Origin of the sequence: Tardiphaga sp. 285_C5_N1_2, from assembly GCF_052076065.1 — a bacterium.
In the GTDB taxonomy this organism is placed as follows: domain Bacteria; phylum Pseudomonadota; class Alphaproteobacteria; order Rhizobiales; family Xanthobacteraceae; genus Tardiphaga; species Tardiphaga robiniae.
Map to the genome: position 1 here is coordinate 3,508,516 of NZ_CP197241.1, position 22,513 is coordinate 3,531,028.

At 61.5% G+C, this 22,513-nt stretch carries 15 protein-coding genes; 6 read left to right on the plus strand and 9 right to left on the minus strand.

Annotated elements, in window-relative coordinates; translation table 11 throughout:
• Positions 1–75 precede the first annotated feature (75 nt).
• Complete coding sequence (locus AB7951_RS16795; protein ID WP_089267104.1) at positions 76–2,400, plus strand: PAS domain-containing sensor histidine kinase; 2,325 nt, start codon at positions 76–78, stop codon at positions 2,398–2,400.
• Positions 2,401–2,768: 368 nt separating this feature from the next.
• A complete protein-coding gene (locus AB7951_RS16800) occupies positions 2,769–3,740 on the plus strand; it encodes a Bug family tripartite tricarboxylate transporter substrate binding protein (RefSeq protein WP_439061377.1) in 972 nt (323 codons plus the stop codon).
• Between the two features lie 126 nt (positions 3,741–3,866).
• On the opposite strand, the gene AB7951_RS16805 is transcribed toward AB7951_RS16800, so the two are convergent.
• The 5 genes from AB7951_RS16805 to AB7951_RS16825 all read right to left on the minus strand — a co-directional run bounded on the left by AB7951_RS16805 (position 3,867) and on the right by AB7951_RS16825 (position 13,817).
• Positions 3,867–6,092, minus strand: coding sequence for a TonB-dependent receptor (locus tag AB7951_RS16805; RefSeq protein ID WP_439066617.1), 2,226 nt, complete (start codon positions 6,090–6,092; stop codon positions 3,867–3,869).
• Positions 6,093–6,414: 322 nt separating this feature from the next.
• Entirely contained in the window at positions 6,415–7,425 is a 1,011-nt protein-coding gene (locus tag AB7951_RS16810; RefSeq protein WP_441255923.1) for a virginiamycin B lyase family protein, read from the minus strand.
• Positions 7,426–7,670: 245 nt separating this feature from the next.
• Positions 7,671–10,634, minus strand: a complete 2,964-nt coding sequence (locus AB7951_RS16815) for a bifunctional [glutamine synthetase] adenylyltransferase/[glutamine synthetase]-adenylyl-L-tyrosine phosphorylase (RefSeq protein ID WP_120290933.1) — start codon at positions 10,632–10,634, stop codon at positions 7,671–7,673.
• Positions 10,631–12,091, minus strand: a complete 1,461-nt coding sequence (locus tag AB7951_RS16820) for an ATP-binding protein (RefSeq protein ID WP_120290931.1) — start codon at positions 12,089–12,091, stop codon at positions 10,631–10,633. The genes AB7951_RS16815 and AB7951_RS16820 overlap by 4 nt, the downstream gene beginning before the upstream one ends.
• 142 nt (positions 12,092–12,233) lie before the next feature.
• Positions 12,234–13,817: a winged helix-turn-helix domain-containing tetratricopeptide repeat protein gene (locus AB7951_RS16825; RefSeq protein ID WP_120291201.1), complete on the minus strand. Its 1,584-nt coding sequence runs from the start codon at positions 13,815–13,817 to the stop codon at positions 12,234–12,236.
• A 249-nt stretch (positions 13,818–14,066) separates the two neighbouring features.
• Here AB7951_RS16825 and AB7951_RS16830 point away from each other — a divergent pair, with 249 nt between their 5' ends.
• The 4 genes from AB7951_RS16830 (at position 14,067) to AB7951_RS16845 (ending at position 18,184) form a co-directional block, all read left to right on the plus strand.
• Positions 14,067–14,807 carry an SDR family oxidoreductase gene (locus tag AB7951_RS16830; protein ID WP_120290929.1) on the plus strand — a complete coding sequence of 247 codons (741 nt, stop codon included), beginning with the start codon at positions 14,067–14,069 and terminating at the stop codon, positions 14,805–14,807.
• Positions 14,808–14,845: 38 nt separating this feature from the next.
• Positions 14,846–15,820 (plus strand): alpha/beta fold hydrolase, encoded by a 975-nt coding sequence (locus AB7951_RS16835; protein ID WP_199712083.1) that lies wholly within the window; start codon positions 14,846–14,848, stop codon positions 15,818–15,820.
• 41 nt (positions 15,821–15,861) lie between these two features.
• Positions 15,862–16,518, plus strand: a complete 657-nt coding sequence (locus tag AB7951_RS16840; RefSeq protein ID WP_089267099.1) for an HD domain-containing protein — start codon at positions 15,862–15,864, stop codon at positions 16,516–16,518.
• 313 nt (positions 16,519–16,831) lie between these two features.
• The gene (locus tag AB7951_RS16845) at positions 16,832–18,184 is read left to right on the plus strand and encodes a hypothetical protein (protein WP_147421697.1); all 1,353 of its coding nucleotides are present in this window, start codon (positions 16,832–16,834) and stop codon (positions 18,182–18,184) included.
• 94 nt (positions 18,185–18,278) lie between these two features.
• On the opposite strand, the gene AB7951_RS16850 is transcribed toward AB7951_RS16845, so the two are convergent.
• From AB7951_RS16850 to AB7951_RS16865, 4 genes are all read right to left on the minus strand, one after another.
• On the minus strand, positions 18,279–18,959 hold the full coding sequence (locus tag AB7951_RS16850) for a response regulator transcription factor (protein WP_068730718.1): 681 nt from the start codon (positions 18,957–18,959) through the stop codon (positions 18,279–18,281).
• 279 nt (positions 18,960–19,238) lie between these two features.
• A complete protein-coding gene (locus AB7951_RS16855) occupies positions 19,239–20,834 on the minus strand; it encodes a Do family serine endopeptidase (RefSeq protein WP_120290925.1) in 1,596 nt (531 codons plus the stop codon).
• Positions 20,835–21,022: 188 nt separating this feature from the next.
• The gene (locus tag AB7951_RS16860; protein WP_120290923.1) at positions 21,023–21,418 is read right to left on the minus strand and encodes a carboxymuconolactone decarboxylase family protein; all 396 of its coding nucleotides are present in this window, start codon (positions 21,416–21,418) and stop codon (positions 21,023–21,025) included.
• A gap of 36 nt (positions 21,419–21,454) precedes the next feature.
• Entirely contained in the window at positions 21,455–22,423 is a 969-nt protein-coding gene (locus AB7951_RS16865) for a Bug family tripartite tricarboxylate transporter substrate binding protein (RefSeq protein WP_089267096.1), read from the minus strand.
• Positions 22,424–22,513 lie beyond the last annotated feature (90 nt).

Here is a 22,513-nt window from a genome sequence, read left to right on the forward strand (position 1 = left end):
ATTGGTCTTGCGATTCGAAGTGGCGGGGCAGTTGTTTCGAGCGACGCGGGCGAGATTCTTCGAGGGGGCTTAGGTATGGCGCGTGCGCATGCGGACAACGCATGCGTCCAATCCGATTCGATCAAAGGATTGGCGCAGTCTATCGCGAAACCGGCCTATCACAGGCTGCTGATCGCAGAGCCGGCACTTCGCCGGGCCGTCCCTACACTCATCATCGCTTTTCTCATCACGATCTTCTTCGGCGCCTTCGTTCAGGTGGTCGATCAGAGCCGGCAGAAGCAGGCATCGATGAAGCGCGATCTCGCGGCGCTTGCCGATCTGCTCGCCGAGCGTCTCGAACGCAACGGCACCATCCGTCAGGATCGTTCTGCTGCCGTCGAGCGCCTGCAGAGCCTTCTGCCCAGTCTGATTCCATCCTGGGGGATCGCAGGGGGACGCCACGTCATCGTGCTGGGCGCCGATCAGAGCATTCTCGCGCGCGTGCCGATCGACCTGCCACCGGGCGACGCCAATCGCATCCTCGACGTCCTCAGTGCGACACAGGCCATGGCTGCGCAGGGTCAACGCACTGACGTTGTCGATGTGAAGTTGCCCGACAACAGCCATGCATTGGCCACCCGCCGCATCGTCAAGGCGCTGCCGGGTCAGGTGGTCGTCATTCAGGAGAACAACGAGCCGATCTGGCGCTCGGACTCCGCGCTGTCGATCACGCTCTCGGCCACCACCGGCTTCGTGGTGCTGATCCTCGGTTTCGCCTTCCACTGGCAATCGACCCGCGCCCGCGAAGGCGACGCCATCAACGACGCCGTGCGTGGCCGCATCGACACTGCCCTCAACCGCGGCCGCTGCGGATTGTGGGACTGGGATCTGTCGCGCGGCCGCATCTTCTGGTCGCAGTCGATGTTCACCATGCTGGGCCTCGACAGCCGCAGCGACCTGCTGACCTTCGGCGAAGTCAATGCGCTGGTACAATCCGACGACATCAACCTGTTCGAGATCGCCGATCAGCTGATTTCGTTCAAGATCGATCACATCGACCAGACCTTCCGCATGCAGCACAGCAACGGCCACTGGATCTGGCTGCAATTGCGCTGCGAACTCGCGCAGGGCCAGAACGATGGCAGCCAGCACCTGATCGGCATCGCCATCGACGTCACCGAACAGAAGAGCCTCGCCGAGAAGACCGTCGAGGCCGACGTCCGGCTGCGCGACGCCATCGAGACCATTCCCGAAGCCTTCGTGCTGTGGGACGCGGAAGATCGCCTGGTGCTCTGCAACTCGCATTTCCAGCGCCTGCACAAGCTGCCGGACTCGGCGGTGTCGCCCGGGACGTCCTACGAGACCGTGCTCGAAGTCGGCAGCATGCCCGAGGTCCGCTCGCGTCTCGCGGAATCCGGCGCTGCGGCGCCTGGCGCGCGTACCTTCGAAGCGCAGATCGAGGACGGCAGCTGGCTGCATATCAGCGAGCGCCGTACCAAGGATGGCGGCTACGTCTCCGTCGGCACCGACATCACCCGCATCAAGGAGCACGAGCACAAGCTCGTCGACAACGATCTGCGCCTTCGCGCCAGCGTCATCGATCTCAAGCACTCCCAGGCCGCGCTGGAGAAACAGGCGCTCGAACTCGCCGACCTCGCGCAGAAATACTCCGACGAGAAGAACCGCGCCGAGGAAGCCAACCAGACCAAGTCGAAATTCCTGGCCAATATGAGCCACGAACTGCGCACGCCGCTGAACGCCATTATCGGCTTCTCGGAAATCATGGGCAGCGGCATGTTCGGCAATCTCGGCTCCGACAAATATGCCGAATACTGCCACGACATTCTCACCAGCGGTCACTATCTGCTCGAAGTCATCAATGACATTCTCGATATGTCGAAGATCGAGGCGGGTCGTATGCAGCTGGACCTTGAGCCGCTCGATCTCGGACAGACGCTATCCGAAGCGCTGCGTGTCGTCTCCGGCCGTGCCGACGACAAGAATCTGACACTCAGTGCCGACATCGCGGCTGATGCACCGGTGGTGGCCGACCGCCGCGCCATCAAGCAGATCCTCGTCAATCTGCTCTCGAATGCCGTGAAGTTCACACCCGATGGCGGCCGTGTCACCGTGCGCAGCCGCGTGCTGCGCGACTCCGTCGCTCTGATGATCGCCGATAGTGGCATCGGCATCGCCCCGCAGTCGCTGAAGCGTCTGGGACGCCCGTTCGAACAGGTCGAGAGCCAGCTCGCCAAGACCTATCACGGCTCGGGCCTCGGCCTCGCTATCGCCAAATCGCTGACCAACCTGCATGGCGGATCGATGAAGCTGCGCTCCAAGCTCGGCACCGGCACCGTGGTCTGCGTCACCATCCCGCTCCGCGGCAGACACAGGCCAGCGGAAATCTCCGAGGCCGCCTAGGCGTCGATTGCTTCCCCACTCAACCTAACCGGCCGAGCCAACTCCCATGGCATGACACTCAAGCGTCAAATGGCCGCTTGGGAGGCCCCCGCTCGCACCTATACTAAAGGTTGTAGGTCGCTATATTGGCGCGTCGATAGGGCGGTCTGGACTGGGACCGCGATTCTTTCTCGTGTGACCTATCAATTTTCAAAGCCACCATCTGCGAAGTATTTGCCAACAAGACTGCAGCGGTTGCTGATTGAAGGGAATTCCTGAACTCACGAACCACACTGCTCTTCAGCGCATGGAGGAGCCGTCCAGACAAGAGCGACACGGAGATTGTCGCCTGTTCAATAAACAAAAGCATTCCAGTGGAGGAAACGACGATGAAACTGAGCCATCTCGCCGCGGCGGCATTCTGTCTGACAGTGCCAGGCATAGCAGTCGCGCAAGACTATCCCTCGAAATCCGTCACGGTGATCGTGCCTTTCACCGCCGGCGGAGCAAGCGATACGACAGCGCGCATGACCACGCAAAAGATGCAGGAAAGCTTCGGGCAGTCCTTCATCATCGAGAACAAGCCCGGCGCCAACGGCTCCATCGGCGCGACACAACTCGCTCGTTCAAAGCCGGATGGCTACACACTGATGGTGGGCTCGATCGGGGTCATCGCGATCAATCCGGTGCTTTACAAGGACCCGGGCTATCACCCGCTCCAGAATTTCGATCTGCTCAGTGTCGCTGTGCGCAATCCCAACGTGCTGATCACGCGCCCCGATTTCCCGGCCAATACCGTCCAGGAACTCATCGACTATCTCAAGAAGAATCCCGACAAGGTCACGTTCGCCTCATCGGGCGTGGGCTCGTCCGACCATCTGACGGCCGTGTTGTTCTGGCAGAAGACGGGGACCACCGGTATCCATACGCCCTACAAGGGCGGCTCGCAGGCTCATACGGACCTGATGGGCGGACATGTCGACGTCTCCTTCCAGAATCTCGGCGCAGTCGCCAACTACATCCGAGGCGGCAAGATGAAAATTCTGGCCGTTACCAGCGACACGCGCTCCGATTCATTCCCGCAGACCCCAACGATGAAGGAAGTCGGCGTCGACGATCTCAATATCTATTCGTGGCAGGCCTTCGTCGCGCCCAAGGGCCTGCCGGCCGATGTGAAGACCAAGCTTGAGACATCGATCACCACCGCCCTCACCTCGCCCGATCTCAGGAAGCGGCTGACCGATAGCGGCTTCGAGGTGGTCGCCAATACGAGCGCGGAATTTCAGAGCTTCCTGGAAAAAGAACTCGCCCGCTGGAAGACGGTTGTCGAGATCGGCAAGGTCAAGCCGGAACAGCAATAACCGCGTCGCGAAACGCCACCCACACCTGATCGGGTGAATGCGTGCGCTCAAAAAACGCTGCGGCCGCCGTGATGACATCACGGCGGCCGCTCATCAGACCGATCTGACGGCAGATGATCGGCGATATCAGAAGTTGAACGTCGTCGAGACCATGTAGGTTCGCGGCGCGGCAAGGATGATGTAGCCGTCGTTGGTCGAGGCCTGCCAATAGTTGGTATCGAGCAGATTTTCGACCGAGAAGCGCACGACGATCGGCTTGGCATTCCACGGCGATGCGAACGTGTAGCGCGCTCCGGCATCGTAGCGGGTCCAGCTCGGGCCGTAGACCGTGTTGGCCTGGTCCGACCAGTATGAGCCCGTATAGAGCGCACGGCCCGTCAGGGTTAGCCCCGAAACGAACGGCACGTCCCATTCGCCGCCTAGAGTGAACTGTGTGTCAGGAACGTTGAAGGTATGCTTTCCATCATAAGTAGCGTTCTCGGTCTTCTGCTGGCGCGCATCGATGAACATGACGCCGCCGAGCAGCCGGACACCATCCGTGACCTCGCCGAATGTATTGATCTCGACGCCGCGATTGCGTGACTCGCCGGACTGCGTGAGCACAGGGAGCGTACCCGAGCGCTCGACGCGCTGTATCGGCTTCATAATGTCGAAGGCACTGACCGTGGTCGTGATCCGTCCCCAATCGACCTTCACGCCCATTTCGTGCTGCGTAGTGCGATAGGGTGGAAGAACCGCGCCAGTATTTGCATATCCCGCACCCACGACGGTCCCAGCTTCCAGCGCCTCGATATAATTGGCGTAGACCGAGACATTCTCCAGCGGCTTGATCACCAGTGCATAGGCGGGCGTCGTCGCCGACGACTCGTAGCCGCCCGACCTCACGCCAGTGCCCATGGCGAAGGACTCAGATTCCACATATTGATGCCGGACGCCGGCGGTCAATTGAATGCGGCCATTCCAGACCGACATCGTATCAGCGATGCCGACGCTCGTCAGATCGAACAGACTGGTTGTCCGCGGAGCGCCCACATCGCGAATTGAAACAGGGCCCGAGCGCGGATTGTACAAGTTCGAAAAGAAGTTCGTGGCTCCGGAGACATTGATGAGCGCGACATCGGCCTCTGATGCACCTGCGTTGACATTGATGGCATGGTTGATCGGCCCGGTATCAACATTGCCCCGCAATCCGACCTGCGCCGCGGTTCTCTCATGCCTCTGGTTGTTTCGACGCGACAGTCCGTTGAACTCTCCGTCGAGGCTAGTCACGCGGATGTCGGAATAGAGATAGCGCGTGTTGCTGGTGCCGATACCTGCCTGCGCATAGGCCGTGAGATTATTGGTGATATCCACCTCGCCCTGCACGATCGCATAGCGCGACTCCGAGTCCCAGAAGCCCCAGCTCGGCATGTAGTTCGCGCGCGCATCAGGTGCCGCCGGAACGGACGGCAGGCCCGCAATATCGACGAAACGCGTCATCGCCGTGACCCGGTTGTGCTCGTAACCAATATCGGCTGACAGTCGCACGTTCTCGCCGCGATAGTCCAAGCCAAGAAAGGCGCTTCCAACTTCCTGACTCTGATAGGCGAGCTCGGTGCTGCCGCCTTTGTAGGTGCCGTTGAAGCGAACGCCGAACTCCTTGAATTCACCGAACCGCTGGCCGACATCCAGATGCGTGCCGAAATTCGAAATCGACGAATAGGTGTTGGTGAGCTGCGCGAACGGCACCTCGCCTGCACGCTTGGTTACGAGATTCACGCTGCCGCCGACACCACCGCCGCTCGGCGGCATGCCGTTGAGCAGTGCCGCTGGCCCTTTCAGCACTTCGACCCGCTCGAACGCACCGAGCGACGCCAGCGAAAACGATGACGCGATGCCGTACAGGCCGTTGATCCCGTATCCCTCACTGCCAACGCTGAAGCCACGGATATTGACCCGATCGAAGCCGCTGAGACGCGGCACGGTGACAGTCACCGACGGATCGTTGGCGAATACGTCGTCGAGCTTGCGTGCCTGCTGATCCTGTATTGTCTTCGCGGTGTAGCTTGTCTGATTGAATGGCGTATCCATCACGCCGCGATTGCCGAGCAGACCGACCTGCGCGCCCGATGCCACCTGACCGCCCGCATAGGCCGGCGGGAGGGAACCGATCATTCCGGTCGCCGGCGTCGTCGGTGTGCGGCGCTCCACCGGCCGCGGCGTCGCCCGCGGCGTGACTGCGGCATTTCGGCGCGGCGCGACACGACGGACCGCACGCGGCGTTGGCGCATGTACTTCAACGGCGGGCAGCGCTTGCGAGGTCTGCGCAACAACCGTTGCGTCGGCATCAAGCAATAACGCGAATGCGCTCACAGCAGCCAAAAGGGTTTTCTTGTGAAGTGTAGTTCTGCGCGTCATTGAATCAGTCGCCCCAAAAAACTTCGTCGACTTCTGTCGACTAACTCAATGGGGCCTACAGGATGACATGGTGCGGTCACAATGCGGCGCGTCTAGATTCTATCTAATGCTTCACGCCGCTTCATACGCGGAATGCCGCATGCAACTCGCTACCGCGCGCATGCGATTTGACACAGACGATTAATTCTGCAGGACCTCATTTTACTCTGGAACCCTGCACATTATCAGCTTGGATAGAAGCGCGCTCGCGCGCCCTTGCGGCGCGCTATCACGATCATCACTGACGCTTCGCCTTGATGTCAACGTGTCCGACCTGATTGGCCTGAGACGTGAACCAGACCACGCCGTTCGGCCCTTTCGTCATGCCGAAGGGCTGTGCGTTCTCCGTCTTGAGATCGAAGAACGAAACTTCACCTGTCGGCGTGATGCGGCCGATCTTGTGAGATTTGAAAGCGGTGAACCAGACATTGCCATCGGCTCCCGCGGCTATACCAATGGGGCGCGTCTCTGCCGGCAATGGAAATTCCTTGATCTCCCCAGCCATAGAAATTCTGCCGATGTGATCGGAGCCATTCATCGAAAACCAGAGATGACCATCCGGCCCGACCGTAATGTCGCGCGGGCGCGACTTCGGATTGCCGAGCGGAAATTCCGTGATCTTTCCTGTCTTGACGTCGAGTCGTCCGATCTTTCCGGCACCGCTTTCCGTGAACCACAAATTCTGATCGGGGCCTGTCACCACACCATAGGCTTCGGCATTTTCCGTCGGGATTGCGAACTCCGAAAACTCACCGGTCAGCGTCACGCGGCCGATTTTGTTCGCCGCCATTTCCGCAAACCAAATCTGACCGTCCGGACCGACCGTAATGCCGCGCGGCCATGATCCCGTGTTGAATTTCGTGGGTGTCGTGGCCTGTGAGGGGATCGCAAATGTCCCGTTGAATTCCCCTTTGGTCGAGATCCGGCGAATGGCGTTCTCTTCGCGTGACGTGAACCAAAGATTGCCGTCAGGGCCAGACGTGATCCCCTGAATAACTCCGACCTGATCGCCCGGAACGCGAAAGGAACTCATCTCACCGTTTGGCGTGACCCGAAAAATCTGGTGCTTGATGACTTCCGTCACCCACAAATTTCCATCCGGGCCGACAACGATCGCCTGCGGGCGCTGCCCCTCTCCGGGAAGTGACTTCTCGATCAGAGAGATTTCATCCGCCTTGGTCCCGTTCGGAGCAAATGCAGCGGCCAAGGCAAAAACAACGGTAGCGGCGCGGAAGCCTAGAACCTGCATGTCGACTCCATATCGGCGGTTTCATTTCAGTGTGCATGACGGCATCGCCGACACTGCGACATTCGGGCGCAGGCAGCTGCAACATCTCAAGCCGCATGTCATCGGCAAACGAGATGCGGACCTACAGGACGTCAGGGTGCGGTCACAATGCGGCGGGTTTAGAATCTATCCAGCCGTTCACGCGAGATCATGCGCAGCCGGTCATACACAACTCGCATGCCCGCCGCACGGCGCGGCAGATACGTCTATGTCTGACCTTCGACAACAGCGCGGAACACCTGCCGCACGTCGGCTTGCATATCGCGCACCCGCGCTTGCAGCGAGGAGAAGTCGGGCTCGTTGCTCACGCGTGCGAGTATGCGCAACAGATCCGTGCCTGCCGTCTCCGGCTTGAACTTATCGCTCACACACAGCCGCAGCACCTGCGTGAGGTCGTGATAGAGCCGCACCGCCGGACGCAGCACATCGGCGGCGGCTGGCGACAGAATGCCCAGTCGCGCCGCATTCTCCAGCACCTGCTGCGTGCTGATGCTGAGGATCTCGGGCTTCTCTGCGGCATGCACCAGCTGCAAATATTGCGCGATGAATTCGATATCGACCATGCCGCCGGCAGCATGTTTCAGGTCCCAGATATCGTCTTCGCCCTTCTCCTCGGCGATGGCCTGACGCATCTCGGCAACGTCATTGGCGATGATCGTCGTTTCACGCGGACGCGTCAGCACGTCGCGGATGACCCGTTCGATCTTCTCGCGGAACGCGGGCGTCGCCGAAATCACCCGCGCGCGCGTCAGTGCCATGTGCTCCCAGGTCCAGGCCTCGGTCTCCTGATATTCAGCGAAGGAATCGATGCGCGACGCCAGCGGTCCTGCCCGGCCCGACGGGCGAAGCCGCATATCGACCTCGTAGAGCACGCCATAATTGGTGCGCGTGGTGAAGGCGCTGATCAGGCGCTGCGTCAGCCGGGCGAAATATTGCGCGCCGTGCAGCGGGCGCGGTCCATCGGAATCCGGGGCATCATGATCGAAGTCGTAAATCAAAATCAGATCGAGATCGGACGCCGCCGTCATCTCGCGGCTGCCAAGCTTGCCCATGGCCACGATCGCGGTCTGCTGATCCTTGATGCGGCCGTGCTGGGCTACGAACTGATCGAGCACGAGCCCATGCAGCGTATGTGCGATGCCTTCGGCGACGTCGGCGAATGCAATCCCGGCCTGCTGCGCCGACACGGTCCCCGACAGAATGCGCGTGCCGATCAGGAACAGGCTTTCCTGCCCGAACAGCCTGAGACGATCGAGAAACTCTTCATAGGAATTGGCGTCTTCGAGGGTCGCCGCAAGCCGCGTCGACAGCTCGCGCTGGTCCGGCATGGCGCCGAAGAAGCGCGGATCGATGAGCCCATCCATGATCTGCGGCTGCCGCGCCAGCATGTCACCCAGACGCGGCGCCGCGCCAAGTACAAGCGCCACCAGCGCGACGAGATCGCGGTTCTGGCTGAGCAGCGAGATCAGCCGGCCGCCGCGCTGTAACGCCTGCAGAAAGCGGTCGAACGCAACGACCGCAAGGTCGGGCTCTTCGGCATCGGCCAGCCCGACGATCAGCGAAGGCACGAATTCCATGAATGCCTGCCGCGTGCCCTCATATTTGAGCGCGCGATAATCATCCGTCATCCAGTGCTGCACCGTCTCCGCCACCATCGCGGGCTTCCGGAAACCGAGCTTGGTGAAATGTTCGAGCAGCCGCTGGTCCGTTGCGCCTCCTTTGTAGTCGACAGCCGGCAGATGGACGTTGTCGGTCGGATCTCCCTCGAACAGGCGGCCATAATGCCCCTGCACGCAATTGAGATGCCCGAGCAGATCACTGGCAAATGCCTCGCGGCTGTCATAACCGAAGAAGCGCGCAAAGCGTTCCATGGCGCCGACGTCATCGGGCAGCGAGTGAGTCTGTTCGTCGGCCACCATCTGCAGCCGATGCTCGACACGTCGCAGGAAATCATAGGCGAGCGTCAGTTCATCACGCGCCTCAAAGGTGATCCAGTTGCTGGCGGCGAGAATGTTCAGCGCCTCCAGCGTCGGCCGCACGCGCAGTTCCGGATGGCGCCCGCCGGCAATCAACTGCTGGGTCTGCGCGAAGAACTCGATCTCACGGATGCCGCCGCGCCCGACCTTGACATTGTGGCCTTCGACGGAGATTTCATTCTGCCCGCGAAACGTCTGCATCTGCCGTTTCATGTCATGGACATCGGCCAGTGCGGCGAAATCCAGATGCTTGCGCCAGACGAAAGGCGCGATCTCGGCCAGCAGGGCCTCACCGGCCTTGAAGTCACCGGCGCAAGGCGACGCCTTGATCATTGCCGCGCGTTCCCATGTGCGCCCCTCGCGCTCATAGTAATGCAGCGCCGACGCGGTCGAGACCGCCACCGGCGTTGAGGCCGGATCTGGCCGCAGCCGCAGATCGACGCGGAACACATAGCCGTCGCCGGTGCGCTGCTGCAGCAGCCGCGACACGCCCTGCGCGATGCGCACAAAGAACGAATTCGGCTCGATATCCTCGGCCAGCGTATGCGCTTCGAGATCGAAGAAAACGATGAGATCGATGTCGCTGGAATAGTTCAGCTCGCCGGCGCCCATCTTGCCCATCGCCAGCACGATCAGGCCGCTGCCCTGCTCCGGATTCTCGGGATCCGGCGGCAGGATGCGCTTGCGTGCCATGTCCTGGCGCAGCAGATAACGCACCGTCGTCTGGACGGAGGACACAGCGAGATCGGTCAGCGCCCGCGTGACGCGCATCACCGGCCAGACGCCACCGATATCGCACAGCGCAATCAACAAGGCCGCTTCGGATTTCATGCGTCGCAGCAGATGCATGACATCGGGATCGCCGCCAGCGGCAGCGACATTCGCCGAGGTCTCGGCGATCAGCGTGGTGAGCTGGCGATCGGGATCGCAATGCAGCAGCCGCAATGCGCGCCCGGCATCGGCGCGGATCAGATCGAACAGATAGGGCGAGGCCTCGGCAATGCCGAGCAGGATCGCCTTGACGTGCGGAAATTGCTCGGTGATCGCGCGAAATGCGGCGGCATCGTCCGGCGCGATATCGGCGAGCCATTCGCCGAAGCGCTGCTCGGCATCGGCGGGGGCGAACAGCTGCGGTCCGCTGACGAATTGCGCGGCCAGCGGGAGCTGGCCCTCGCCTGTTGCGGCTGAGGTCATGCCGACTTCTGTGGCACATTCCCCGTTTGACCCGCAAGGCCTTCGGCTGCCACTGCGGGCAGCGCCAGCGTGACCCGCAACCCTGGATAATTGTCGCCCAGCTGCAATTCACCGCCGTGCAGCGTGGCCACGGCAGATGCAAGACTGAGACCGAGGCCGGAACCGGGCAATGTGCGGCTCGCTTCCAGCCGCACGAAGCGCTCCACCGCATGTTTCCGATCGGCTTCGGGAATGCCTGGACCATGATCGGACACGCTAAGCAGCACCTGATCGCCCTCGCGCCGCGCCTCGATCACGATGTCCTTGGCAGCCGCAGCGCCTGCGCTATCGGCACTCTCGTCCGTGATCGCAGGTTTGCCATATTTGATGGCGTTTTCGACGAGATTGGCGAGCGCCTGGCTGATCAGTTCGCGATTGCCACGCAGCGGCGCTGCCGCGGTCTTGACGGTCAGCGTGAGGTCGCTGTCTTCAGCAAGCGGTTCATAGAGCTCGTGGATGCCCTCGGCCACTTCAGCAGCGTCGAAATTGTCCATATTGCCGCGCGCCTGCCCTGATTCCGCACGTGCGATCATCAGCAGCGCATTGAAGGTCCGGATCAGGCCATCGGATTCCTCGATGGTGCGTTCCAGCGCCGCACGATATTCGGCCTCGTTGCTGGATCGCGCCAGCGCCTCCTCCGCCCGATTGCGCAGCCGCGTGAGCGGCGTCTTGAGGTCATGGGCGATATTGTCCGAGACTTCCTTCAGTCCTGTCATCAGCGCTTCGATGCGCTCCAGCATGGCATTGAGATTTTCCGCGAGACGGTCGAGTTCGTCGCCACTGCGTCCGACCGGCAGACGACCGGAGAGATCGCCCGCCATGATACGCTGCGTGGTGCCGGTCATCGCGTCGATCCGCCGCAGCACGCGGCTGGCGACGAAGATACCGCCGCCGAGTCCAAGGACGACGACGATCAACACCGACCACTTCGCGGCATCGCCGACGATGTCGAACAGGCGCCGGCGTTCCTCGAGATCATGGCCGATCAGCAGCCGGAAGCCGCTGCTCAATTGCGTCACCTTCACCAGTGCGCGATGGTTGGACGAGTCGGGATCGTCGAGCCGGCGATAGGCGGTCTCGGACCAGCCCGTGGTCGCCATCACGCCGGGCGCCAGTGAGGACACGTTGCCGGCGATGGATTGACCCGCCGGTGTCGTGATCAGATAGAGGTTGGCGCCAGGACGCAGCGCCCGGTTCTCGATGGCGCCCACGATTCCCCGCAAGCCGCGCCGCCCGAACAGATCGCTCAGCTCGGTCATTTCGTCATCGACCGTGGTCGTGATCTGATCGTTGATCAGCCGGTGTGTATTCCAGGCGAAATAGCCGAGCAGCGATGCTGCAAACAGCGCGAACAGCAGCAGATAGGCCAACGTCAACCGGAAGGCCGTCGTGCGAAACAGTTTACCGATAGCCGTCACGGGTCACGCTCGGGACGTGCGGAAATGGAAGGTTCTGGAAGTCATCCCCTGTTCTAGCAGGCGCAAGCTGTAACAAACAGGGCGTGAATATGAGATGTTGGTAATGTCGCCCGACTGCAGGAATTTTATCTTTCAGCCAAGTTTATTCCGGAAGGCCGGCTTTTCGCAGGCCTTCCGATGCAAGTGCGAAGTCCTGCGGTCGCCGCACCAGCAGCCAGTCGTCAATATTGCTGAGCCGTAATGTAGGATCGAGCCGGCGCACATGGCCCATCGCCTCACGCGCCTCTTCCATTCGCCCACCCAGGGCATGCGCAGCGGCCTGGAATGCGGCGACCCGAAGAATGTTCGGCACCTCGCGCGACGCCTCCCGCAAGCAATCGAGCGCGGTATCAAAGCGTCGCGAATAGAGATGCGACATCGCGATTCCCGTATGCATCTGGAATGTCTCGGGATCGAGCGGACTGAGCCGCATGGCGCGTGAAAAATAGGCGATGGCCTCGTCGTGTTCACCGAGCGAGACGCGTTGATAGCCGCCGAGGTACCAGATCGTCGAGAGATTGGGATTGAGCACCAGCGCACGATCGACATAGGCGACGCAGGCATGCAGGTCGCCGCCGAAATGCGGCCAGGCATGGCCGCCACGTGTCAGCGCTACCGCATCGTTCTTGCCAAGCGTCACAGCGCGCTCGGCAAGCCACGCCGCCTCACGCCCGTCAGCCACACGATCGGAAAGCCAGCGGTTCATCTTGCGCCAGTAGAAGCATCCCGCGGCCATCCCATAGGCCGCAGCGAAGTCGGGATCGAGCTCGATGGCTTTGTAGAAATTCGCCAATGCCGCATCGATCCCATCGCGCGTCGACACATGAAAATTCGCCAGTCCGCGCAGGTAGTAATCATAGGCGTCGAGGCTTTCGGTCGGCTTCCGCTTGGCGCGTTCGATCTCCGCAAATTCAAGCTGCGGCGCGATGGCGCCTACGACGCTTTCCGTGACCTGGTCCTGCAGATCGAAGATGTCATCGACGACACTCTCGAAGCGCTCGCCCCACAGATGCATGCCCGTGGTGGTATCCACGAGCTGTCCGGTGATGCGCACGCGGTTCGCCACACGGCGCACGCTGCCTTCCAGTACATAGCGCACGCCAAGTTCGCGCCCGACCTCACGGACGTCCACGGCACGGCCTTTAAACGTGAAACTGGAATTGCGGGCAATGACGAACAGCCAGCGAAGCCGCGACAGTGCGAGGATGATGTCCTCGACCATGCCATCGACGAAATAGTCCTGCTGCGGATCGCCGCTCAGATTGAGAAACGGCAATACTGCGATCGACGGCCGATCGGGCAACGTCAGCGCGGCGTTCGGATTCGCCGTCGACGTGGCGTGATCGGCAACCGCCGCGTCAGACTGCGCCGGCATTGCCGTCTCGGTCACATCGCCGACGAAACGAAAGCCCTTGCGCGCCACCGTCTTCAGCAGCCGCTGTTCGTCGCCGCTATCGCCCAGCGCCTTGCGTACCGCATTGATGTGACTGGCCAGCGTCGATTCGGACACGATCCGTCCCACCCATACGGCATCGAGAAGGGCATCCTTGCTGACGACGTGGTCGCGGTTCTTCACCAGATGCAGCAGCAGGTCGAAAGCCTGCGGCGTGATCGCCACCTTGTCGCTGCCATGCGACAACTCTCTGCGGTCGGGATCGAGGACATAGCCTGCGAACAGATACGGCACTCGGCGCTCCATGACTGCCTGCGTTTTCGGCCGGCGGCAATGAACCGTCAAGACCTTCAGGAGGCAACAGAACCGACCCCACAAGCTGGCCGGTCGCGCGCCATCGGCGGTGACGTGTCAGCCGGCCCCTTCTGAACGAACATCCAAGCGAAACTCAAGAGAAAACGAAGGTTGCGGCAAAGTCTTCCAGTGCGCCGCGGCGCATGGTCCGCCCACACGATCGTCACCGTGTGAAAGGGAGAAAATATCATGAAAATCGTCGTCATTGGAGGTAGCGGCCTCATCGGTACGCAGGTCGTGAGCGGCTTGAACAAACTGGGCCATAAGGTCTTCGCCGCCTCGCCGTCGACGGGCGTCAACACGCTGACGCGGGAAGGACTGGCCGAGGCCATGTCCGGGACAAACGTCGTCATCGACGTGGCGAATTCGCCATCATTCGAGGACGGGCCGGTGATGGACTTCTTTCAGACATCCAGTCGCAACCTGCTCGCGGCGGAAAAAGCCGCAGGCGTCCAGCAGCATCTGGCCCTGTCTGTGGTCGGGACCGAGCGCCTTCTGGCCAGCGGCTATTTCCGCGCCAAGCTGGCCCAGGAGGATCTCATCAAGGCGTCTGGAATGCCCTACACGATCCTGCGGGCGACGCAGTTCTTCGAATTCATCCCCGCCATCGTGCAAGGCGGCGTGGACGGCGACGTGATTCGCCTAGCGCCGGCCCTGATCCAGCCCATCGCATCTGCGGACGTGGCAGCCGCCATGGTGGACCTGGCCTTGGGCACCCCAGTGAACGGCGTCGTCGAGGTGGCCGGGCCCGAACCGCTCCCGCTCGACGCACTAGGGCGCAAATATCTGACGGCAAAGCAGGACCCACGCCAGGTCATCGCCGACATCCACGTGGGTTATTTCGGCACGCCGATCAATGATCGCTCCCTGACGCCCGATGCCGGCGCGCGCATCGGAGCGATCCATCTCGACGACTGGCTCAAGGGCTGATCGACGCAAGCTGCCTCTCCGCCAGCCAAGGACCGACCATGACCGACGACGTTCCGCGCTCGACACCCTCCCGCCGCGATCTGCTCGCAGCTGCCGCCATCACCGCGATCACTGCCGGCTTGCCCTCGATCGCCGAGGGCAAGGCCGGCGACAAGCCAACCAAACCTCACGCTCACAAAGGACATCGCACCATGAGCACCATCACCACAAAGGACGGCACCGAAATCTATTACAAGGACTGGGGCAAGGGCCCGGTCGTTACCTTCTCCCACGGCTGGCCGCTCAACGCGGACGCGTGGGACGGCCAGATGCTGTTTCTGGCCCAGCATGGCTACCGTGTCGTCGCCCATGATCGCCGCGGTCATGGGCGCTCCAGCCAGGCCTCGAACAACAATGACATGAACGGTTATGCCGACGATCTCGCCGCAGTCATCGAGACGCTCGATCTGAAGGACGCGACGCTGGTCGGCCATTCCACCGGCGGCGGCGAAGTCGCACGCTACATCGGCCGCCACGGCACCAAGCGCGTGAAGAAGGCGGTGCTGATCGCGGCGGTGCCACCGATCATGCTGAAGACACCAGCCAATCCCGAAGGATTGCCGATCGAGGTGTTCGACGGCATCCGCGCCGGTGTCGCGGGCGACCGCTCACAATACTACAAGGATTTGGCGATCGCCTTCTACGGCGCCAACCGGCCCGGCGCGAAAGTCTCGCAGGGCACGCTGGATCAGTTCTGGCTGTGGAGCATGCAGGCCGGCGCGAAGAATGCCTATGAGAGCGTGAAGGCATTCTCGGAGACGGATTTCACGGAAGACCTGAAGAAGTTCGACATCCCCACCCTCGTCCTGCATGGCGAGGACGATCAGATCGTGCCCGTGAAGGATTCCGCAGTGAAATCAGCCAAGCTGATCAAGGGTGCCAAGGATGTCTATTATCCCGGCGCACCGCACGGCATCACGGCGACCCATGCGGATCAGGTCAATGCCGAGCTGCTGAAATTCCTGAAGAGCTAGCACAAGCAACCTTCACGGTCCGGTAGAGCGAGGCGACGAACATGCAACAGATCAATGACAGGCAACTGGCGGGAGTAACCGTCCCCGATACGGCCATCATCGCCAGCGCGATCGACCACGCCCGGAACAGTTGCGAACCGTACCTGTTCAACCATGTCGTCAGGTCATGGTTGTTTGCGGTGCGGCTCGCTCAACTGCAGAACATCGAGCACGACGGCGAGGTTCTCGCCGTCGCAGCACTGCTGCATGACATCACGCTCAATGAACGCTTCGCCGGACCGCGTCGCTTCGAAGTGGAAGGCGCCGACCTCGCGCGTCTCTTTGCACGGGAGCATGGCTTCGACCGAAGCCGTGCTCAGTTGATCTGGGATAGCGTTGCGCTCAATTCCACACCGTCGATTGGGCTGTTCAAGGAAGCGGAAGTCGCGCTCTGCACCGCCGGCATCTGCTTCGATGTCGTCGGCTTGCAGTATGAGCTTATTCCGCCGAGCGACGTTGCGGCAATTGTCGCGGAATTTCCACGTTTGGGAATGAAGCAGAAAATGACTCGCTGCTTCTGCCATATCGCCCGGACCCAACCCGGCACCACTTACGACAACTTCATTCGCGATTTCGGCGAACGTTTCGTGGCGGGCTACAAGGCAAGCTCCGTCGTCGAACTGGTGATCAACGCGCCGTTCGACGAAGAACAGCCATAGATGGCGCGACGGGACCGCCGCTGCATCTTTATTAGAATCAGGTTCCGGGAGAATGTCACGATTGTCGTAAGGCAATCTCGCCAGCTGCCATAGTTTCGCCGGCGACCTGATCAAGCGCGAAAGTGTGGGAATCACGGGTAAATTTGCCTAATCTCCTTAGTTATGGGTGAAGAGGATAAAGCTCCATGGATCTTGGCAGATCCGGTTGGAGGCCGACAACAACCAGAACGACATCGGCAACTCGGCCGATTAATCCTACCAAATACCGCTATCGGGCAGTAGATGAAGTAGCTTGGGGGAGGAATTGAGGCTGATGCAGATGCTTGCTCGACGGTTGGATAGCCGGCGGCTTTCTGTTTCCTTGATCGTGATCGGATGCGTTCTTTTAGGCTTCCTGCTCCGCTTCCTCGCTCGGGAGCATGCCACCACTGACGCCGTTCGATACCTGATCCCCTGGTACATATTCGCGCGCGACCGCGGTATCGGCGGGCTTGGCGAAGCCTTCACCAACTACACGCCGTTCTACAGTTACCTGTTGTTGATCACGGCGCAATTCAATGGGCTGGGCCAGCCCCTCACTCTGGTGAAGGCGATCTCGTTCGTATTCGAATTCGGCTGCGCGATTGTGGTAGCTCTGATCGTGTGGTCGGCGAATAAGGCACCATCGCGCGCGTGCGTTGCCTTTTGCTGTGTCTGGCTTGCGCCGACAGTGATCTTCAACGGCGCGGTGTGGGGCCAGGCCGACTCGATCTGGACATTCTTCACGCTCGTTTCGATAGCGGCATTCATGCAGCATCGGAACGGCATTTTGCCATTCGCGGTCGCAGTCGCGGTGAAGGCCCAAGGCGTATTCCTGGGGCCGTTCGTCCTTGGCATGATGTTGCGTGACAAGATTCACTGGGCATGGCTCGCCGCCGTTCCCGTGGTCTATGCAGCCCTCGCCGTTCCTGTGGTTGTCGCCGGCAGACCCATCGCCTCGGTGTTCAGCATCTACATGGAGCAGGCTGAGACGTTCCACCGCCTCACCATGAACGCCGCGAATATCTGGGTGTTCGCAGGGAGTCTTCCCTACCAGATGGGTGTCGCCATCGGGCTCGCATTGGCGGCGCTCGGCGGGCTGGCTCTGGCAGCCTTGCTCGCGCGGTCCAAGCGAGAAGGCCCAGAGTTCATTTTGCTTGTCGCATGCGCATCTCTGATGATCATGCCCTACCTGCTTCCGAAGATGCACGATCGTTACTTCTTTGCGTTCGAGGTCGCGTCCATCGGGCTCGCCTGTCTCAATGCGCGTTACCTGCCGTTTCCGGTGATCGCTCAAGTCTCCGGCGTGCTGTCTTATCTGGGATTCGAACGCGAGATCGTGATGGGCCTGCTCCCCGCGGCGCTGTGCAACACGTTGCTGGCCATATACCTGGTGCTCGACCTCTCGCGCGATGAGAGCGGCTTCCGCTTTCCGAAACTTGCATGGCTCGGCTACGCCGCATCGACTGCAGGACTGTTCGCTTACCTGTTGCTGGCAGATGCAGGGGAGAACATGTCTCTCACCTACCTGCTCTTCACGGGTCTCGTCGTGGGCACGGCGCTGATGGTCATTAAAGGCTCGCGTTGCGCGTCGGTTCCCGAACGGTCAGTCGCCGGGGCAGCCCCCGCGCACCCGCCCGTCAATTGAGATCAATCACTTTCGCAGTCCGGGACGATTCACGCGATGATGATCGGCAACGACCGCGTAAAGCGTCAATCTTCTGACTGAACCTAGATTTGACTCACTTCATGCCGTCGCGGACCATATAGCCGGCGCCGCGAATCGTGTGCAGCAGCGGACGCTCGAAGCCCTTGTCGATCTTCGAGCGCAGGCGCGAGATATGGACGTCGATCACGTTGGTCTGCGGATCGAAATGATAGTCCCAGACGTTTTCCAGCAGCATCGTGCGGGTAACCACCTGCCCGGCATGTTTCATGAGATATTCGAGCAGCCGAAATTCGCGGGGCTGCAGGATCAGTTCCTGGCCACCGCGCGTCACGCCATGGGACAGCCGGTCGAGTTCGAGATCACCGACGCGATAGGTCGTTTCTTCGGCGGGACCACCCTGGCGGCGCGACAGCACTTCGACGCGCGCGAGCAGCTCAGCGAATGAATAAGGCTTCGGCAGATAATCGTCGCCGCCGGCGCGCAGGCCCTTGATGCGGTCGTCGACCTGGCCCAGCGCCGACAGGATCAGTGCCGGCGTCCGGTTACCCTTGTCGCGCAGGCCGCCGATAACGGAGAGTCCATCGCGCTTCGGCAACATGCGATCGACCACCAGCACGTCGTAATCGCCGGAATCGGCGAGCGCGAAACCTTCCTCGCCATCGCTGGCGTGATCGGCGACATGGCCGACCTCACGGAAAGCCTTGACCAGATAGTCGGCGGATTCGCGGTCGTCTTCGATGATGAGCAGACGCATCTGGGGATCGGATTCGCTGTGGATCTTGTGAGTCTCGGTCACCATGGCGCGCACCGGGCTTTCATGCAAGGCGGCGGAATGCCCGCCGGATATCCTTCGGGGCAGAAAGAAGAATAGGCGGTGAAGCTGGGGGAAACTTCACCGCCCATTGGCCTTTCAACGGAGGGGGGCGTTTTCCATCGAAAGGAAGCAGCGGGAGCGAGTTTGTGGCTCGCCCCCTGGAAAGAGCCGTCAGCGGGGGCGACTATGCCGGCGACACTCTCCGTTCATGTGCGGTGATCAGCTCTTCGCAAGGGGAACGGCCACGAACTTCGAGGAGCCGTTCGAGCGAACCCTGATCAGCACGCTGTTCTTGTTGTCGTTGTGCGCGGCGACAATCGCCTCGCGCACATCGCCGGGATTGGTCACGCTCTTGCCGGCGACTTCGAGAATGACGTCGCCTTCCTTGAAGCCACGCTCAGCAGCGGCGCTCTTCGGATCGACGCCGGTCACGACCACGCCGTCCTTGCCGGCACCGGCGACACTGCTCGCGGGCGAGACCGTGAGGCCGAGCCGCGGCACGTCGCTGCCGCGCGATGACGATCCCTTGTCACCGCTATCGACATCGGCCTTCGCCTCTATCGTGTTCGGTAACTGGCCGAGGGTCATGGACAGAACCTTGTCCTCGCCTTTGTGCAGCACGTTGATCTTCACCGTGTTACCCGGCGCGAAGCCGCCAATGGTGCGGGCGAGTTCGCGTGCATCCTTGACCGGCGTGCCATTCACCGCGGTGATGACGTCACCGGACTTGATGCCGGCCTTGGCTGCCGGACCATCGGCCTGCGGCTCGGCGACCAGCGCACCTTCCGCCTTCTTCAGGCCGAGACTGTCGGCGATATCCTGGGTCACCGGCTGAATCTGCACGCCGATCCAGCCACGCGAGACCGAACCCTTGTCCTTGAGCTGCGCCACCACCGTCTTCACGGTCGAGGCCGGGATCGAGAACGCGATGCCGACGCTGCCGCCCGAAGGCGAATAGATCGCGGTGTTGACGCCCATCACTTCGCCCGACGTATCGAAAGCCGGACCACCCGAATTGCCCTTGTTCACGGGCGCATCGATCTGGATGAAATCGTCATACGGACCGCTGCCGATGTCGCGACCCGAGGCCGAGACGATGCCGGCGGTCACGGTGCCGCCGAGTCCGAACGGGTTGCCGACTGCCAGCACCCAGTCGCCGATCCGCGGCTTGCCGTCAGCAAGCTTGGCGAACGGGAAATCGGTGCGGCCCTCGACCTTGATCAGCGCCAGATCGGTGCGCGGATCGGTGCCGATCACCTTAGCCGAATAGGTCTTGCCGTCGTCGGTCGAGACCTCGACCTTGTCGGCGCCATCGACCACGTGATTGTTGGTTACGGCGAAACCGTCAGCCGAGATGAAGAAGCCCGAGCCCTGACCGCTCACGACGCCACGGCCGCCGCCGCGCGGACCACCGCGCATGCCTGGGGGCACGCCGTCCTGGCCGAAGCGTTTGAAGAAGCGCTCCATCGGGGAGCCCGGCTGGAACGGTGAATCGCCGTTGTTGTCGTCATCCTTCGATGCGACCTTTTCCTTCATGTTGACCTTGACCGAGATCACCGACGGCTTCACGCGCTCGACGATATCGGCGAAGCCGACCGGCTGCGCGGCCTGCGACTTGACCTGCTTGTCGACCTGCGCATGCGCAGTGGTGGTGAAGATGTCGACCGGACCGTTGGAGGGCGACAGGCCATAAGCGGCAACACCAAGGCCCGCAACAACCGACGCCATCAGCGCGAATTTACGCGCAGAGAACAGCGAACGGCGGGACGCCTTGTAGGACGGCAATTCGGAAAGATCGGTGGGGCGGTCGGACATCGAGAAAATCTCCAGAGCAACGGCGCGGGGGCAAGGCGCCTTGTGTGATCTGAAGATGGAGGTTTCCACCTTACCGCGGGCTGGCAGGGGAATTAAGGTTTGGTAATCTGGCGGATACAGGTGTGGCGGGGTGACGCAGGGAAAACCGCGCCTGAATCACCCCGATATCGGCAGATGCAGCGGCGGTATCAACCGCCGGTCTTTTGACCCGTCTCCGGGAACAGACCGGCCAGGATTTCGCCGGCCATGTTGAAGGCTGCAACGCCGCGGAACAGCGCCGCGATTCCGGCGCTTGCGTGCAGTTCCTCAAGCGTAGCCCCGGCCTTGATCGCAGCCTTTGCGTGATTGGCAGCAGCTTCGGACGTCTGGACCAGCAGGATTGCGAACGCCATCAATTGCACGGTCTTCTGGTCCAGTGCTGTCGGCGTCAGCGCCGCAATGCGCCAGTCCTCCAGCGCCGTGACCAGAGCGGGATCGACGCGCATGCCCAGTTCCAGCCGCTTGGCGATCTTCGGCGGCGTAAAGCCAATCATGGTCTCGTAGCGGGACTTCAGCTCGTCGAGCTCAGCAATTTTCTTCGTCATATGATTCCCGTTTTCAAATCGATTACCGCCGAGGTCCTACTCGACCTTGGCGCCCGCTGTCTTCACCACCTGGCCCCATTTTTCCGACTCCGTGCGCAGAAACGCAGCGAATGCGTCGCCTGACAATGTGCCGGGCTCGGCGCCGACATCGGCGAGACGCTTCACCATGTCGGGGTCCTTCAGCACCTTGGTCACCCCGTCGATCAGCACCTTCGTCACATCCGGCGGCATCTTGGCCGGCGCGACGAGGCCAAACCATGACGACGCCTCGAAATTCGCGACACCCGCCTCCGCCATGGTCGGCAGCTCCGGGAACAGAGGCGAACGCGCAGCGCCGGCCACGGCAATCGCACGGATCGTGCCGCCCTGAACCTGCGGACGAATGGCAGGCATGTTGTCGAACATCATCGGGATCTGACCGGCGATCAGGTCGTTCATCGCCGGCGCCGCGCCGCGATACGGCACATGGACGATATCGATACCGGCGCGCGCCTTCAGCAGCTCGCCCGCCAGATGATTGGTTGATCCCAGGCCGGACGAGCCGAAATTGAGTTTGCCCGGCGACGCCTTGGCGAGCGCAATCAGCTCAGCCACCGTCGTCGCCTTCACGCCCGGATTGACCGCCAACACGATCGGAACCGACGCGATCAACGCCACCGGCGTGAAATCCTGCGCAGGATTGAAGGGGAGTTGCGCGTAGAGCGACTGATTGACCGCGAGCGGTCCGGGCGCCGTCAACAGCAACGTATAGCCATCAGCGGGTGAGCGCGCGACTGCATCCGCGCCAATGTTGCCGCCGCCGCCGGCACGGTTATCGATCACCACCGGCTGTCCCCAGAGCTCCTGCAGCTTGGTGCCAAGCAAGCGGGCAACGACGTCGTTCGATCCGCCGGCCGGAAACGGCACCACGATCTTGATGCCGCGTTCGGGAAACCCTGCATGGGCAACCTGGCCGACCAGCGAAACCATGACCAGAGCCACCAGTGCAGAAACCACGTGCCGCATGCGAACCTCCAAATAATCGATTTTTCTTGCTTCGTCGATTTTATGTTGGCACTACTTAAGGCTGTCGTCAAATCGGCTGATTGCCACCGT

Coding starts and splice junctions, on each gene's coding strand:
- AB7951_RS16795 (WP_089267104.1), top strand. CDS start 76: ATGGCGCGTGCGCATGCGGACAACGCATGCGTCCAATCCGATTCGATC.
- AB7951_RS16800 (WP_439061377.1), top strand. CDS start 2,769: ATGAAACTGAGCCATCTCGCCGCGGCGGCATTCTGTCTGACAGTGCCA.
- AB7951_RS16810 (WP_441255923.1), bottom strand. CDS start 7,425: ATGCAGGTTCTAGGCTTCCGCGCCGCTACCGTTGTTTTTGCCTTGGCC.
- AB7951_RS16815 (WP_120290933.1), bottom strand. CDS start 10,634: ATGACCTCAGCCGCAACAGGCGAGGGCCAGCTCCCGCTGGCCGCGCAA.
- AB7951_RS16830 (WP_120290929.1), top strand. CDS start 14,067: ATGAAAATCGTCGTCATTGGAGGTAGCGGCCTCATCGGTACGCAGGTC.
- AB7951_RS16835 (WP_199712083.1), top strand. CDS start 14,846: ATGACCGACGACGTTCCGCGCTCGACACCCTCCCGCCGCGATCTGCTC.
- AB7951_RS16840 (WP_089267099.1), top strand. CDS start 15,862: ATGCAACAGATCAATGACAGGCAACTGGCGGGAGTAACCGTCCCCGAT.
- AB7951_RS16845 (WP_147421697.1), top strand. CDS start 16,832: ATGCAGATGCTTGCTCGACGGTTGGATAGCCGGCGGCTTTCTGTTTCC.
- AB7951_RS16850 (WP_068730718.1), bottom strand. CDS start 18,959: ATGCGTCTGCTCATCATCGAAGACGACCGCGAATCCGCCGACTATCTG.
- AB7951_RS16855 (WP_120290925.1), bottom strand. CDS start 20,834: ATGTCCGACCGCCCCACCGATCTTTCCGAATTGCCGTCCTACAAGGCG.
- AB7951_RS16860 (WP_120290923.1), bottom strand. CDS start 21,418: ATGACGAAGAAAATTGCTGAGCTCGACGAGCTGAAGTCCCGCTACGAG.
- AB7951_RS16865 (WP_089267096.1), bottom strand. CDS start 22,423: ATGCGGCACGTGGTTTCTGCACTGGTGGCTCTGGTCATGGTTTCGCTG.